General features: G+C 41.2%; 12 protein-coding genes. 9 read left to right on the top strand and 3 right to left on the bottom strand.

Going from position 1 to position 16775, the window contains the following annotated elements:
* Window positions 1-5: 5 nt before the first annotated feature.
* From OK025_RS08720 to OK025_RS08680, 9 genes are all read left to right on the top strand, one after another.
* Window positions 6-1922 (top strand): glycoside hydrolase family 88 protein, encoded by a 1917-nt coding sequence (locus tag OK025_RS08720; RefSeq protein WP_317669142.1) that lies wholly within the window; start codon window positions 6-8, stop codon window positions 1920-1922.
* A gap of 5 nt (window positions 1923-1927) precedes the next feature.
* A complete protein-coding gene (gene pelA, locus OK025_RS08715; protein ID WP_317669141.1) occupies window positions 1928-2965 on the top strand; it encodes a pectate lyase in 1038 nt (345 codons plus the stop codon).
* A gap of 12 nt (window positions 2966-2977) precedes the next feature.
* Window positions 2978-4495, top strand: coding sequence for a tagaturonate reductase (locus tag OK025_RS08710; protein WP_317669140.1), 1518 nt, complete (start codon window positions 2978-2980; stop codon window positions 4493-4495).
* A gap of 12 nt (window positions 4496-4507) precedes the next feature.
* Complete coding sequence (locus OK025_RS08705; protein ID WP_317669139.1) at window positions 4508-6154, top strand: altronate dehydratase family protein; 1647 nt, start codon at window positions 4508-4510, stop codon at window positions 6152-6154.
* Between the two features lie 13 nt (window positions 6155-6167).
* The gene (gene uxaC / locus OK025_RS08700; protein WP_317669138.1) at window positions 6168-7568 is read left to right on the top strand and encodes a glucuronate isomerase; all 1401 of its coding nucleotides are present in this window, start codon (window positions 6168-6170) and stop codon (window positions 7566-7568) included.
* Between the two features lie 5 nt (window positions 7569-7573).
* Window positions 7574-8599: a sugar kinase gene (locus OK025_RS08695; RefSeq protein WP_317669137.1), complete on the top strand. Its 1026-nt coding sequence runs from the start codon at window positions 7574-7576 to the stop codon at window positions 8597-8599.
* Window positions 8596-9240, top strand: coding sequence for a bifunctional 4-hydroxy-2-oxoglutarate aldolase/2-dehydro-3-deoxy-phosphogluconate aldolase (locus OK025_RS08690; RefSeq protein ID WP_317669136.1), 645 nt, complete (start codon window positions 8596-8598; stop codon window positions 9238-9240). Before OK025_RS08695 ends, OK025_RS08690 begins: the two co-directional genes overlap by 4 nt.
* Before the next feature lie 100 nt (window positions 9241-9340).
* Window positions 9341-10777, top strand: a complete 1437-nt coding sequence (locus OK025_RS08685; RefSeq protein WP_411567692.1) for an MFS transporter — start codon at window positions 9341-9343, stop codon at window positions 10775-10777.
* 71 nt (window positions 10778-10848) lie between these two features.
* Window positions 10849-12468 (top strand): NADP-dependent glyceraldehyde-3-phosphate dehydrogenase, encoded by a 1620-nt coding sequence (locus tag OK025_RS08680; protein ID WP_317669135.1) that lies wholly within the window; start codon window positions 10849-10851, stop codon window positions 12466-12468.
* A gap of 118 nt (window positions 12469-12586) precedes the next feature.
* Here OK025_RS08680 and OK025_RS08675 read toward each other — a convergent pair whose 3' ends face one another.
* The 3 genes from OK025_RS08675 to OK025_RS08665 all read right to left on the bottom strand — a co-directional run bounded on the left by OK025_RS08675 (window position 12587) and on the right by OK025_RS08665 (window position 16775).
* A complete protein-coding gene (locus OK025_RS08675) occupies window positions 12587-13354 on the bottom strand; it encodes a rhamnogalacturonan acetylesterase (protein WP_317669134.1) in 768 nt (255 codons plus the stop codon).
* Window positions 13355-13421: 67 nt separating this feature from the next.
* Window positions 13422-14978, bottom strand: coding sequence for a DUF4957 domain-containing protein (locus OK025_RS08670; protein WP_317669133.1), 1557 nt, complete (start codon window positions 14976-14978; stop codon window positions 13422-13424).
* Window positions 14979-14993: 15 nt separating this feature from the next.
* Window positions 14994-16775 (bottom strand): RagB/SusD family nutrient uptake outer membrane protein, encoded by a 1782-nt coding sequence (locus OK025_RS08665; protein WP_317669132.1) that lies wholly within the window; start codon window positions 16773-16775, stop codon window positions 14994-14996.

The following is a 16775-nucleotide window of genomic DNA, read 5'->3' as shown; positions in this document are numbered from 1 at the left end:
ACGCGATGAGAAAATTATTTTTAATTCTTATAAACCTTGTAGTATTTGTTCCATTTTCAGGATTTGGACAACAAAAACCTTTCTCTGAGCAGATGGCTAACACTGTACTTGAACAGCTCTATCCTGATTCATTATTCAACAGGACCGACAAATTTCCAAAATGGTCATACGATATGGGGGTTATTTTTGAAGGCCTAACAGATGTATGGCGCAATACGGCAAACGCTACCTATTTTAATTATATGCAATCGCGAATGGATGCTTATCTCAGCATTCCGGATTCCATTAAAAACTATGATGCATACGACTTCAATATCGACAATATCAAAAATGGAACAGCACTATTAACGCTCTACAAAGTAACCGGTAAAGAAAAATATCTAAAGGCCTGCCACCAATTATATGCACAGCTTCAAAAGCAGCCTCGTACACATGAAGGTGGATTTTGGCATAAGAAAATTTATCCTTACCAAATGTGGCTAGATGGTTTGTACATGGGACAACCTTTCTACGCAGAATATGCAAGCCTAATGGATATTCCTGCTGCTTTTGACGATATCGCCAACCAGTTTAGCTACATGGAAAAAAACGCCCGTGACAAGAAAACTGGTCTGTTGTATCATGGCTGGGACGAATCAAGAAAGGAACGCTGGTCAAACCCGAAAACAGGTTTATCGCCGCACTTTTGGGCTAGGGGTATGGGCTGGTATGTAATGGCACTTGTCGATGTATTGGACTATTTCCCAGAAGAGCATCCACGAAGACCAGAACTCCTTGCCATCTTAAACAGAACGTTATCCGCAATTGTCACGTATCAAGATGTCAAAACCGGTGTTTGGTACGACATCGTGGATTTAGGAACAAGAAAAGGGAATTACTTAGAATCTTCGGCCTCAAGCATGTTTGTATTTGCATTGGCAAAATCACTACGCAAAGGTTATATTCCGGTTTCATTTCAGAAAAATCTGGATCGGGGCTACCAAGGGCTTGTAAAAGAATTCATCGTCCCTGCTGGAGAAAACCGTGTTAATCTTACAAAGACTGTTCAAGTTTCTGGTTTGGGAGGGAAAAATTATCGCGATGGCAGCTTTGCGTATTATATGAGCGAACCAGTCGTTACCAATGATCCCAAAGGAGTCGGTGCTTTTATCCTTGCAGCATCCGAAGTTGAATTTGCGAAAGAACAAAAGGGCAAAAAAAGACGCACTGTTACATTGGACAATTATTTCAACAACGAATATAAAAAGACTGCATCCGGACAACTTAAACCCTACCACTATCTTTGGGATGGTGACGACAACAACGGATTTTCCTTGTTGGGTAGGGTATTTGAAAAAAATGGTGGTCAATTAAACACATTAAAAACAGCACCAACATTACAGAATCTCTCAAAATCTAATATCTACATCATCGTAGACCCCGATACAGAAAAAGAAACTGAGCATCCCCATTTTATGAATGAAACCGACGCCCAACAGATTTCACAGTGGGTTAAACAGGGCGGTGTACTCGTTCTTTTCTTAAATGATAGTGGCAACTGCGAAATCAACAAATTCAATACCCTTGCACAGAAGTTTGGCATCACATTCAATGAGGATAGTCGCAATCGGGTGAAAGGAAATGACTTTCAGACAGGAGCAATTGCTATTCCAAAAGGGAATGCTATCTTTCCGAATGCAACCCAAATATACATCAAGGAAATTTCAACATTACAGGCGAAGGCTCCGGCCCAAGCATTGATTCAAGACCATGGTGATACCATTATTGCTACGGCAAAATATGGAAAAGGTACCGTATTTGCCATTGGGGACCCTTGGTTATATAATGAATATACCGATGGAAGAAAGCTACCTAAGGAATATGAGAACTTTACTGCAGCGAATGATTTAGTTCACTGGTTATTCAAACAGATCAACAACTAGAGACCATGAGAAAAATAATTATGTTAAGTTTCATCGCGGTATCAGTGTTTCATAATTACTGTACAGGGCAGACTGCGTCCACCAAAAATTCAGTGGCCGAAAAGATGCTTCAGTACCAGTTGTCAAATGGCGCCTGGCCCAAACAGTTGGTAGACAAAAGTGTCGTTGATTACAGTCTTCCATTAACGAAAGAGCGCCTACAGCAGATCAAGAAAACAGATATTGATCATGCTACGCTCGACAACAGTGCGACAACCCGGGAAATAACTGAATTGATCAAGGCTTTTAAGGACACTAAAAATAAGGCATATTTGACTGCTGCAGAAAAGGGGATTGCATATATTTTATCGGCTCAATATGAGAATGGCGGATTTCCACAATACTACCCAAATAAATTACACTATAGAGCTGAGATAACATACAACGATGATGCGATGATCAATGCATTACTAGTGCTTTACAAAGTAGCCAATAAGCGAGAGGGGTTTGAGGCTATCAATCCCATATTTGTGTCAAAAGCGCAAAAAGCAGTTGAAAAGGGTATAACCTGTATCCTAAAAACACAGGTCATACAAGACGGAAAAAGGAGTATTTGGGCTGCGCAATACGATCAGAACACTTTACAACCTGCTCAGGCAAGAAAGTTTGAACCAGCTTCATTGAGCACTAGTGAATCTGTTTCCATCGTTCGCTTTCTCATGCTACAGCCTGCAACCACTGAAATTAAGCAAGCGATCGAACATGCAATACAATGGTTCGAACAGCATGATATTGAGGGTTACCGTTTCGACCGCATACAAGATAGGGTGACTGGAAAATATCAACGGCAGCTTGTCGCTGATCGGACTTCCACGATTTGGGCGCGATTTTATAATCTCGAAGACAACCGTCCATTGTTTGGAGATCGGGACAATACAATCAAATACAACTTTGAGGAGGTTTCAGAGGAGCGTAGAAATGGCTATGCTTGGTTCGGCAACTGGCCGGAAAAGCTGATCCAAAAGGACTATCCAAAATGGAAAAAACAATACAAAATTCAATAATAAAACGAGCAGATGTTACTGACACGACATACTATACATACAATCACTTCTGATCTCATCAGCAAGCCGACAGAATCCTCCTTCCTTTATCCGGAAAAGATTCTTCAATTTGGCACTGGTGTATTGCTCAGAGGCCTACCAGATTATTTCGTCAATAAAGCCAATCAAAAAAATTTGTTTTGCGGTAGAATCCTAGTTGTTAAGTCAACAAGTTCGTCCGGCGCTGATGCTTTCGAACAACAGGACAACCTATACACACTAGCTATTAAAGGCGTAGAAGACGGTGAAGAAATTTCACATTACGAAATCAACAATTCGATTTCTCGTGTATTGGCAGCCAACCAACATTGGTCAGACATATTAAAAAGCGCTGAAAATCCGGATCTGGAAATTGTTTTCTCCAACACGACCGAAGTTGGCATTGTGATGAGCGAAGACACCATCAATGACGCCCCCCCTGCTTCTTTTCCTGGAAAACTTTTAGCGATCCTCTATCGGAGATTTGTTTACTTCAATGCGGACAAAAATAAGGGCTTAACCGTCGTCCCGACCGAATTGATTCCCGACAATGGAACTAAACTGAAATCAATCGTCACAGCCTTGGCTAAGCTGAATGAACTCCCAGAAAAGTTTATAGACTGGCTTGATATCGCTAATGATTTTTGTAACACGCTAGTCGATCGTATCGTCCCCGGAGCATTGCCTTTAGCGGAATACACGAAAACCTGCGCTTTATTGGGCTACGAAGATCAATTGATGATGATGGCCGAACCCTTTCGCTTATGGGCGATAGAAGCCAATTCTGAACGTGTGCAACAACGCCTTTCCTTTGCATTGGCAGATCCGAATGTCATGTTGGTTCCATCAATTGAAAAGTACAAGGAAATCAAATTAAGGCTCCTCAATGGAACACATTCCTTAAGTTGTGCCCTTGCCCTTCTTGCCGGCTTCGAAACAGTAAAGGAGGCGATGCACAATACAGCATTCAATCAATTTATACGTCTTTTAATGCAAGACGAAATTGGTCCCGCCATTTTAAGCGACAGCATTTCTGTTGCGGATATAAACGATTTCTCATCCAAAGTCATCGACCGCTTTGCCAATCCATATCTGGAACACAAATGGGAATCCATCGCTTTAAACTATAGCTCAAAAATGGCAATGCGCAATATACCGCTGCTAAGAAAATGGTATACAACGCACAATAAAGCGCCACAGCTCTTCGCGCTTGGATTTGCGGCTTACCTCTATCTATTAAAATCCAAGCTGAACGGTGATCAGTATGAGCAATTGATTCATGGACGAACAGTTGTACTTCAGGATGAGTCTGCACCAATATTACATACCGCTTGGTGCAATCCAGATACACTCGTCCATACCGTGCTTTCAGATACGGGCTTATGGGGGATCAATTTAACGGAGTTTCCTCATTTTGAAGAAACAGTGAACCAAAAATTGCAACAGATCATTGAAAAAGGGGCATTAAAGGCCCTCGAAATCTCATCGTTTCCTGACAATAAAACGGTATAAATAGCACTAAAGATGAAAAACAACGTATTAAAGATACATCCTAAAGACAATGTTTTAGTCGCCTTACAAGATCTCAAAAAAGGTGATGCCATTTCGTTTGAGGGTGCACATTATATGCTACAGGAAGATATTCCGGCCAAGCATAAATTTTTTATGCAGGATATGCACTTTGGTGACGAAATCTATATGTATGGTGTTCTCGTAGGAAAAGCGCAATTTGATATCCCACAGGGAAGCATCATGAATACCGACAACACTAAACATGCAGCCGAACCTTACTATTTCAGGCCTTCACATTACCACTGGGAAAAGCCTGATGTTGCAAAGTTTGAAGGAAGAACTTTCAATGGTTACATCCGTCCGGACGGCCGTGTCGGCACCGCAAATTACTGGTTATTTATCCCAACCGTTTTCTGCGAAAACCGAAATCTTGATGTTATCAAAGAGGCATTATACAATGAGCTTGGCTATTCAGTCACTGGAAAATACAAGAACTTCACCCATCAGCTGTTAAAAGCCTATGAAAAGGGTGAAACGCTAGACCTATCCTCACTTGGGCAGCTAAATACAATTACGGAGCAATCGGATCGTGTATTCAGAAACGTAGATGGGATCAAATTTTTGAATCATCAGGGTGGTTGTGGCGGAATCCGACAAGATGCAGCCATATTGAGTAAGCTACTTGCCGCCTATGCTGACCATCCCAATGTCGCAGGTATTACGGTATTGAGTCTGGGTTGCCAAAATCTGCAGCTGAACGATCTCGTCAATGACATCAAACTGCGTAATCCGGGATTTGACAAACCCTTGTACTTATTTGAACAGCAACAATCAAAAAGTGAGGAGCAACTGCTGAAAGAAGCGATACTACAAACTTTTATCGGGCTGACAAAAATTAACAAACTAGGGCGGCAACCCGTACCATTGAGCAAATTAACCTTGGGTGTAAAATGCGGTGGCAGTGATGGATTCAGTGGGATCTCCGCCAATCCTGCAGTTGGTTATACCGCCGATCTTTTGGTTGCCCTAGGCGGAAAAGTACTTTTAGCTGAATTTCCAGAATTGTGTGGTGCCGAGCAAAACTTAATAGACCGTACAATCGACCCTAAAGCTGCCAATAAATTCATTGACCTGATGACCGCCTATAGTAATGCCGCGGAAGCTGTCGGTTCTGGGTTCTACATGAATCCATCTCCAGGAAATATTCGTGATGGACTTATTACGGATGCGATAAAAAGCAATGGAGCAGCAAAAAAAGGCGGAACCTCCCCTGTTGTTGATGTCTTGGACTACACAGAAGAAGCAACGAAGCCTGGGCTTAACCTCGTCTGCACGCCAGGAAATGATGTGGAAGCGACCACAGGGAAAGCTGCCGCAGGCGCAACACTTATTTTGTTCACGACGGGTTTAGGTACGCCCACTGGTAACCCGATATGCCCAGTGATCAAAGTAGCGACGAACAATGTCCTGGCAACCAAAATGGCAGACATTATCGATATCAATACTGGCGCTATTATCGACGGAGAGAAATCCATCCAAAATATGGGTGAAGATATATTAGAATATTGTATCAAGGCTGCGAGTGGAGAAATAACTCCCAAAGCAGTTTTATTAAATCAGGATGATTTTATACCTTGGAAAAGAGGTGTAAGCTTATAAATCAGCATAGAGTATGAAAACTTTTTTAGACGACAATTTTTTATTGAACACCAATACAGCTATCGATCTGTATCACAATTATTCAAAACACCTGCCCATCATTGATTATCATAATCATCTGATTCCGGAGCAGATCGCAAATGATGTAAAATTTGACAATATTAGTCAGGTGTGGTTACATGGTGATCATTACAAATGGCGGGCCATGCGAGCCAATGGTATCAATGAGCATTTTATTACAGGGCATGCATCAGATGAGGAAAAATTTGCGAAATGGGCAGAAACTGTTCCTTATACCCTTCGCAATCCACTTTACCATTGGACACACTTAGAACTACAACGCTATTTTGGGATCACCGACCTACTTTCTCCAAAAACAGCTTCTAAAATATATGCTGATACGGCTTCCAAATTAAGCCAGGACAACTATTCCGTACGTGGCCTGCTTAAAATGATGAATGTTGAAGTCGTTTGTACCACTGACGATCCTATCGATAGCCTGGAATTTCACCAACAATTCGCAAAGGAAAAAGAATCGTTCAAGATGCTTCCCGCATTTCGTCCGGATAAAGCGATGAACTCGGATGATATCATTGCATTGAATCAATATATCGATAAACTCGAAGCGGTCAGCGACATGCAGATCCATAGCCTTGGAGATTATTTAAATGCGTTAAAAGCAAGACATGATTTCTTTGCTGCCAACGGATGCAAAGTATCAGATCACGGATTGGAACAAATCTATGCAGAAGATTATACCGAACAGGAAATCGTGACAATCTTTGAAAAGATTAGAACAAAAAAGGAAATCTCCTTGACCGAAAATCTAAAATTCAAATCCGCCATGCTCATTTATTTTGCAGAATGGGATCATGAAAAAGGCTGGGTTCAACAATATCACTTAGGAGCATTGCGCAATAACAATGCCCGTATGCATCGTTTGATTGGGCCCGATACAGGTTGGGATTCGATCGGAGATTTTAGCCAGGCACGTGCATTATCAAAATTTTTGAATAAATTAGACGATCAAGATAAGCTAACCAAGACCATCTTATATAATCTCAATCCTGCCGACAATGAACTTATTGCCACTATGATCGGGAATTTCAATGATGGCTCAATCAAGGGAAAAATTCAGTTTGGCTCGGCTTGGTGGTTTCTAGACCAAAAAGATGGTATGACAAAGCAGCTAAATACGCTTTCAAATATGGGTTTATTGAGCCGTCTCGTTGGTATGTTGACAGATTCTAGAAGCTTCCTTTCATTTCCAAGACATGAATATTTCCGAAGATTAATTTGTGACATCTTTGGAGAAGATATCGAGAATGGGGAAATACCAAATGATATTCAATGGGTAGGAAAAATCATACAGGATATCAGCTATAATAACGCAAAAGAATATTTTGAATTTTAATGAACATGCAGGGGAAAGTTTTAAGCTTTGGAGAATTGTTGTTGCGGATCTGTCCCGACATCGAACAGAATTGGATTGAACAACATCAGCTGCCTTTCTACATCGGCGGGGCGGAGCTGAATGTAGCCACAGCATTAGCGCTGTGGAATGTACCGTCATCCTATCTATCTGCAATTCCCAAAAATACGATCTGTGAAGGGATTGATAGCTATCTGCAGCGCAGAAATATAGACACATCAGCAATGCAGTGGACTGGCGAGAGGTTAGGTATTTACTATCTCCCAAAAGGAAAAGATCTAAAAAATGCAGGTGTTATTTATGATCGTGCGAACTCGTCTTTTGCAAACCTTAAAGTGGGCAGCATTGACTGGGAAGAAATTTTTGCCGATGTCAAATGGTTTCATTTTTCAGCCATCTGTCCCGCAATTAGCCAAGATATTGCAGATCTATGTCTGGAAGCTGTAAAAAAAGCACAAGAGAAGTCAATCTTCGTATCATTGGACCTTAATTACCGCGCTAAGCTGTGGAAATATGGAAAGGAACCGAAGGAGATTATGCCCGAAATTGCGCAGTATTGCAATTTAATTATGGGCAATATATGGGCTGCTCATCAAATGCTCGGAACCCAACTAGAAGAACAGTTCTTAACTTCTTCTTTTGGATATCAGGAAGAAGATCTACTGGCACAGGCCGATCGCACAAGCAAGGAAATTATTTCCGCGAATCCGGTTTGTCAATATGTGGCCAATACCTTTCGTTTTGACTATAGAAGCAAGGGAATCAAGTATTACACCACCCTGTTTGACAAAGACAGTTTAATTAAATCAACAGAATATACTTCCGAAGAAATTTTGGATAAAGTCGGTAGTGGAGATTGCTTTATGGCAGGCTTGATTTATGGATTATACTCCAACCTTTCTCCAAAAGAAACCCTAGAGTTTGCAACGCTCGCAGCGTTCGATAAATTATTCATCGCCAGCGATGCAACAACAAGTACTGTGGAAGACATAAAAAATAGAATGATAGCATGAATTTGAAAGAGATTGTATTAGATAAAATTATTGAGCAAGGGACACTTCCTTTGTTCTTCCATCACGATAAAGCAGAAAGTATCGAGATTCTGCGAACCCTATACCAGGCAGGTATACGTGTTTTTGAATTTACAAATCGAGGCCCCGAAGCATTGAGTGTTTTTGAAAGCTTAATTGACACCAGAGACCGTGAAATGCCTGATCTTTATTTAGGTATTGGCACCATCAAGTCAGTTGACGAAGCCCAACAATTTCTACAAATTGGGGCGGACTTTATTGTTTCTCCCATTGTAAACCCTCTGGTCGGTTCACTTGTGCATGAACAACATAAGCTATGGATCCCGGGCTGCATGACACCCACAGAAATCTATACTGCGCAGCAGCAAGAGGCAGCGCTTATAAAATTGTTTCCTGCAAACATTCTGGGACCGGCATTTATGTCGTCGATACGAGATCTCTTTAAAGGTCAGAAATTTATGCCGACGGGGGGCGTAGAGATCGAAATGGAAAATCTAAAAACATGGTTCAAATCAGGTGTATGTGCCGTAGGTATAGGCAGTAAGTTAATTGACCCCAAAGACACAAGCAATTTATTCGAGAACACCAAAAAGGCTCTTGACTTTGTCTCAAAGGCACGGTAACCATTCCCCTTTCGATACTGCATAGAAGGCAAACATTTGAAGGGGAATATTATTGGCATACAAAACAGACACGTACACTAAAAATAACTATAAACCCATTATGATAAACACGGAGAAAAAGGGTAATTACCGTTGGGTGATATGCTCGCTACTATTTTTTGCTACTACCATCAATTACCTGGATCGTCAGGTGCTATCCTTAACTTGGAAGGATTTTATAAGTCCTGAATTTCATTGGACAAATACGGACTATGGCAACATCACAGCTTTATTTTCGATCTTTTATGCCATCAGTATGCTTTTTGCAGGTCGCTTTGTAGATTGGATGGATACCAAAAAAGGCTTTTTATGGGCGATCGGAATCTGGTCGATTGGCGCGATATTACATGCATTCTGTGGTATAGCCACTTCAGGTATCGTTGCCGGTGAATGGTTTGTTGGTTTCGAAGGGGCAAAAGAGGCAATTTCTCATGTTAACAACGTGGGTTTAGTCATGAGTGTTAGCGTCAATCTATTTATTTTTGCCCGCTTCGTTCTAGCTGTCGGCGAGGCCGGTAACTTCCCTGCCGCGATTAAGGCTACGGCAGAGTATTTCCCAAAGAAAGACCGTGCCCTATCTACCAGTATTTTCAATTCAGGAGCAACCATTGGCGCATTAGCCGCCCCATTGACCATTCCTGTCATCGCAGCACACTGGGGCTGGGAGATGTCCTTTATCATTATCGGTGCTCTAGGATTTGTCTGGATGGGCTTTTGGATTTTTCTTTATAAAAAGCCACACGAAAACCCGAAAGTAAATGCTGCTGAATTGGCTTACATTCATCAAGATGATCATGAGACAGAACAGACCGAAGTAACCAAACAACCGCGAACTACCATATCGGAATGTTTAAAATACAAGCAAACATGGGCTTTCGTATTTGGTAAATTCATGACTGATGGTGTTTGGTGGTTCTTCTTATTTTGGATGCCGGCCTATCTCTCTGCTGTATACGATATCAAATCATCAGATACCGAAGGGCAGTTGGCTATCTTTGTTTTATATGGCATTACCATGTTGTCTATTTATGGCGGATGGCTACCAACCTATTTTGTTGACAAAAAAGGAATGAATGCTTATGAGGGCCGTATGAAAGCAATGTTGTTATTTGCCTTTGTACCCTTGGTTGTACTTCTCGCCCAACCCCTAGGTCATATTTCCTATTGGATACCTGTCATTTTGATCGGTTTTGCCGGAGCTGCACACCAATCTTGGTCTGCGAATATTTTTTCCACTATTGGTGATTCTTTTCCCAAACGTGCCATTGCGACTGTTACAGGAATCGGAGGACTTGCCGGGGGGGTAGGAGCCTTTATCATCAACAAAACGTCCGGCTGGTTATTTGATTTTGCAAAAGAAACTCAGCTGGTCTTTATGGGCTTCAAAGGAGAAGAGGCAGGATATTTCATTATCTTTTCTTTCTGCGCCATAGCATATTTAATTGCATGGGTTGTAATGAAAACACTAGTACCTAAACTTATTTTAATAAAAAACTAACATATATTGCAAAATTTATAGTATATTAGCAATATCTTTATAAATATCAATCTAAACCATTTTTAAAAACAATGAGCTTAAACTTAGAAAGTATTTTCTACGAGGAGCAAGACATTCCCGCAGAATTTACACTAGACGAACAGGTCGATCAAAGAGAGTTCCTTTCCAATGGAGAAATGATTTCTTGGACGGGTCAAGTAAACGAGGTTTTTTCACCAATCTGTGTGAAGACTAAGGATGGCTTGAAACGTAAGCGCATCGGTAGCTTTCCTGTTTGTACTGAAAAAGAGTCCATGGAAGCCTTGGAAGCTGCTGTAAAAGCATACGACAATGGCCGTGGAGAATGGCCGACAATGAGCGTTGCCGATCGTATTACCTGTGTCGAAAATTTCACACAAAAGATGATTGCCAAAAAGGACATTGTTGTCAAGCTTATTATGTGGGAAATTGGCAAATCCTACGCAGACTCCGTAAAAGAGTTTGATCGTACTGTAGAATACATCTATGCAACGATCGATGCATTGAAAGATATAGACCGCGATTCTTCACGTTTTCAAATCGAACAAGGTATCGTCGCCCAAATCAGAAGATCTCCATTAGGCGTAGTCCTTTGTATGGGACCATTCAACTACCCATTGAATGAGACATTCACAACATTGATTCCAGCGTTGATCATGGGGAATACCATGTTATTCAAACCACCTAAACATGGTACTTTATTACATTATCCTTTATTAGAAGCTTTTAGAACCAGCTTCCCTAAGGGGGTTGTCAATACAATCTATGGCCGTGGCAATAAGATTGTACCTAGCTTAATGCAATCAGGAAAGATCAATGTCTTGACGTTAATCGGTTCAAGCCGCGTTGCTGATGAACTTAAAAAATTGCATCCAAAAGTGAATCGCCTTCGCGCTATTCTTGGCTTGGACGCAAAAAACGCAGCAATTATTACAAAAGACGCAGATTTGAACCTCGCAGTTTCTGAAACCGTATTGGGATCACTTTCTTTCAATGGCCAGCGATGTACCGCATTAAAAATTATCTATGTGCATCGCAGCTTGGCGCAAGAGTTCCTAAAACGTCTCTCTGCTGAAGTCGCAAAATTGAAATATGGAATGCCTTGGGAAAAGGGTGTATCATTGACCCCGCTTCCTGAAGTCAATAAACCGGCCTATCTGACTGAATGCATTGAAGATGCAAAAGCATATGGTGCAAAAGTCGTCAATGAGAATGGTGGTCAAGTTGCAGAATCATTTTTCTACCCGGCAATTGTCTACCCTGTCAATTCACAGATGAAACTTTACCGGGAGGAACAATTCGGTCCTGTTATTCCTGTCGTTCCTTTTGATGACCTTGAAGAACCTATCGAGTACCTAATCGGATCTTCGCACGGACAACAAGTAAGTATTTTCAGTAATAACGCAGCTGTTGTTTCTTCGCTTATTGATCCACTGGTCAATCAAGTGAGCCGCGTAAACATCAATTGTCAATGCCAACGCGGCCCAGATACTTTCCCTTTTACAGGCAGAAAGGACAGTGCTGAAGGAACATTGTCAGTAGTCGATGCTTTACGGTCATTCTCTATACGTTCTCTAGTGGCTACAAAATTCACAGAGGAAAACAAGAAATTATTAAATGAAATCGTGAGTGAAAATGAATCAAATTTCTTAAGTACGAAATACATTTTCTAGTATACGGCTGATATCAAAAAGCGACATCGAAATAATCGATGTCGCTTTTTTTCTGAAATTGTCAGATTTTATTGGCTAGAAATAACCTTCAGTTCGCTTTCATTGTAGCACGCTATAGTTACTTCACAATCAAATTTTTCTGAATAGGTAACTGCAATTCGCGAATCCCCTTGGCAACTAGCCCCGCCACTTCATTGGCTCCAAAGGTATTCAAATGGGTGTCATCTTTCTTTCCCTGTGGATAATTCATATCGCCACTGTCTACATGCAAAAATAATTTCTTACTTCCATCTTCTCCGTAAGACCTGATAAGTACTGTTGTCTGATCTTCCATGTCAATACAAGGTATTTGCATATCTCGGGCAATCCTGCGGATAACAGCCGGATATTGTCCATGGGTCATGATCAGAACGCCATTATCAAATTTACGTCGTGCTATTGGTGTCAAAAGAACTGGGATTGCCCCTTTCTCCTTTGTCTGATTGATATAAAAAGTCAAATTCCGTTCAAACTCTCCCAACGAAGTTCCAACATTGGGTTTATCGACCTTTTCGTCATTATGTCCAAACTGGATAAAAACATAATCTCCGCGACGGAGGTTTTCAAAAATAGGTTCCCAATGATTAACAATGCCCCCGGCCTTATCCATATCTTGTTTAAAGGATTTAGAACTGCGGCCATTTAATGCGCGATTATCTACCTTCACTTGTTGATTAAACATCTTTGCAAAAGCCATTCCCCAACCAGTTTCTGGAAAATTGCGCTTGTCCTTATTTGCAGCTGTTGAATCGCCAATGATATAAATTGTGAGAGTTTGATCCTGCTGTAAAGCAAGAAGGGAAATTACCATCACAAAGCCCAAAATAAGTATACTAATTTTTTTCATTGAACTTATAAAAAGACACACGCCTTCTTAATTAAGCAGAAGGCGTGCAGTAATAACATAAAAAATACTATTGACCCCATCTTGGATCACCAATACCATTATCTTTTAATGTTTGGTTTGTTAGTGTAAAGTCTCCTTTGAGAGCGTCCTTGAATCCGGGATCCAGTAGTGTATAGCCATTAGCGATGGCATCATTTTTCACCCCGGAGGCAGAACTGTTATAGAAGTTTACCGCATCGAAGTAATTATTACTTTTGCGCTCGACCAGATTCGTTGCAGACTGATTAGCTGTCATTGCCAGTGACTTCACAATTAAATTTTTGGAGAACGTAATTTCATTCTTCGCTAAACGCACATAGAAGAAACGCTTAGCAGCATCTTGTATAACATTATAAAAGGTATTGTTGTTCACTTTGATCATACTTGTAATAGCCGGATAAGCGGTAGATCCTCCAGCATCCATCCGGATAAATTCCCGGTTCAAGACGGCATTAGAAACGGTATTATTGGTAAATTCAAAGTTTTTCGCAATAGCATTTCTAAAATCGATAAACTCATTTCCATTACCAACAAAGTTATCGAAGGTATTATTGTTAACGATAAATGTTTCTATCGATGCATTAAAACTGCCATACACGAGTCCTTTCGGATAATTTATCAATTTGCTATCTTCCAAACGAATATTTCCGAAAGCGCCTGCCTGCAATGTAATGAAACAGTTTCCGCCCGACTTATTTTCTCCATCAAGCATAAGATCTTTTAATGACAGTGATGCGCCCTTATCCAAATTAAAATAAGCAGATTTTACCAACGGACGATCGGCCGGTTTTGCACCTTTGATGGATATCGCTTTATCGATCAGTATATCTGCAGCAAGTGAATAGGTTCCTGGCATTAAGGCAAGTACATCCCCCGCTTTGGCGGTTCCGATTACAGCGGCGAGGTCGTCTGTGGGCTGTACAACAACTGCATCCCCCAAATCTATCAATGTTGTGAATGTGACTGATCCACGGATCTTGTTTGCTTTCAATAGTGTCGCGGTGTAGGCTGTTTCTCCTACCAGACCAGTGACTGTTGCTTCGCCCGCTGCAATTTCTTGCGGGGTCACGGGATGGACAATATTCCCAGGGTTAAGGGTTATCGTTGTTACCTCTTCACCTGCGGCCCAATTCAGACGAACAGAAGTTGCCTGGATTCCCTCCGGACTGACAGGCTTCATAATCTGTTCTTCGTTGGTCTTAAAGGTAATGGTACTCCATTTGGAATCAGCCACTTCAACTCCTATAGCCTTGATACGGGCAGAATAATTCGTTGCTCCATCCAACCCAATAATCGTATAGGGAATCTGATCATTTGTAATACCTTCAATTTTCTTGACAGGGCTACCCTCAAAATTTAGTTCTCCATTAGCAAACAGTTCTATTGTATAACCTTTCGCTGTGGCATTTTTCTTCCAGGTCAATTGAACTCCTGTTTGATTAATTATTCGAGCACTCACTCCTGTAGGAGAAAAATAACGATCTGTTGTCAGTTCTGTTAGTTCCCTTATTCGGTCGTCAGAACAGCTTATATTTGCGAATATAAGTCCAAGACCGAGATATAGCATTATATTGATTCTTTTCATTCGTATGCTTATTTTCTATTGAAAACTAAAACCATTATTATTCAACTTACCGTTGCTATTATCCAAAAAATACTGCCAAATAGGCCAAAATTGCTGTGTATTGGGATCGCGGAGGTATAAAGCATCCCAGAAGGTTGCCTGATCACTACTTGCTACCATCGTCCATTTTTTTGAGGAAGTATATCCTGCCGCAGCGCCCACTGCATCTGTGTCGCCAAAATTTAAGCCATATATTTCCACTTTTTCACCATCAGCTGCTGTCTTGTAGTAGATATTGGCAGGCAATGCCGCATATTTACCCTGTCTATTCTCCAGCTGCTGTAACTTTTGTTTAGCTTCAGCCAACTTGACCCCTAGAAGATTCCAGCGGATCAAATCACCCTTACGCAACATTTCTCCCGTAAACTCCAATGCACGTTCGTTGACGAGGGCATGAAAGAAAACATCCTTACTTGTGGTGATTTGCTGCATATAAGCCGTTACTTTCTCCGGATTGTTTGGATAAGCCCGTTCGCGGATCATTTTAAAATAAGGTGCCGCAGCATTTGGGCCATCCAATTCATTTATTGCCTCTGCTGCCATTAAAAGAACATCAGCATAGCGCATATACATCCAATTCAAACCATCATCATTGGTCGAAGTAACCACCCTCGACATCCACTCATAGCGATATTTCCCAAAATACCACTTACCGAGATTTGTTGGTACCTGTACACCACCCGTCCATTCGTAAGGCACACAACTCACATCCCGCCGTACATCTTCTTTCTCAAATTCGTAGAACATAATTGGATTAGGCCCATTTGTTCCGCCCTTATTTTGGCCAGTATACTTATCTGTTGTGGTGTGCTTGACACCCAGATCAAATATAACGCGACCACGACCTTCACTAAAGGGAATTTCCCATAGTGATTCTAATCCAGCCTGTCCTTTCTCTTGGCATAGTGTCTTAAAAACTTCTTCAAAACCGAGAAGCTTTGCGGCGCCACTATTGATGATATCCAAACATTCTTTTTTTGCCAGCTCATACATCTTTTTCGACTCCAATTCAGGATCATTACTTTTACGAACCCCATCTGCTCGTTGAGAATAACCTCCGGCAGACAAAGCCAAACGAGCACGCAAGCCCTTAGCAAACGCTTTATTGATATGTTCAACATTGGATGTCTTTGCACTTTGGTTCGGCCAAGGCAGATAGTTTTGAGCTTCCTCCAGATCGGCCAGCAACTGCTTGTAAATTACATCACGATCGCTACGCTCGATATAGATTGACGCTGTACTCAATGGTTCAAAGCGAGCAGGCACATCACCCCATGCTTTGACCAGATCATTATATACCACAGCCCTCAAAGTCAGGATTTCGCCTAGAATATAAGCCATCTCCGGGCGCTGCTCAATATTCCCATAACTACGCAGGCCCCTAATCGCTAAGTTAGCCCGCTCAATACCTTCATAAAATTTAGCCCAGGCATTGTTATCGGTATTCATTTGGGTATTATTCACGTTAGTATTATAATTTGACAATCGTGATTTTTCGTCGCCAGGATTCTTCAGACTATTATTGACCTCTGCATCTGTGTTGATACCATAGAAGACCAAATATCTACCCCGATAGGAGTTTGTTTCACCAAAAGATTGAATAATTCCTGCAACAGCCCCTTCCGCGAGATCTTGGTTAGAAAATATAACCGACTCATCCAATGCAGATTTAGACGGTGCTTCCAATATTTTATTACAAGATGATACGGTTCCTGCAAATAATAAAGCCAAGGTTATATGCAATAATGTTTTTTTCAT

Source organism: Sphingobacterium sp. UGAL515B_05, assembly GCF_033097525.1.
Classification (GTDB): Bacteria; Bacteroidota; Bacteroidia; order Sphingobacteriales; family Sphingobacteriaceae; genus Sphingobacterium.
This window is presented reverse-complemented; position numbering and strand designations above follow the sequence as displayed.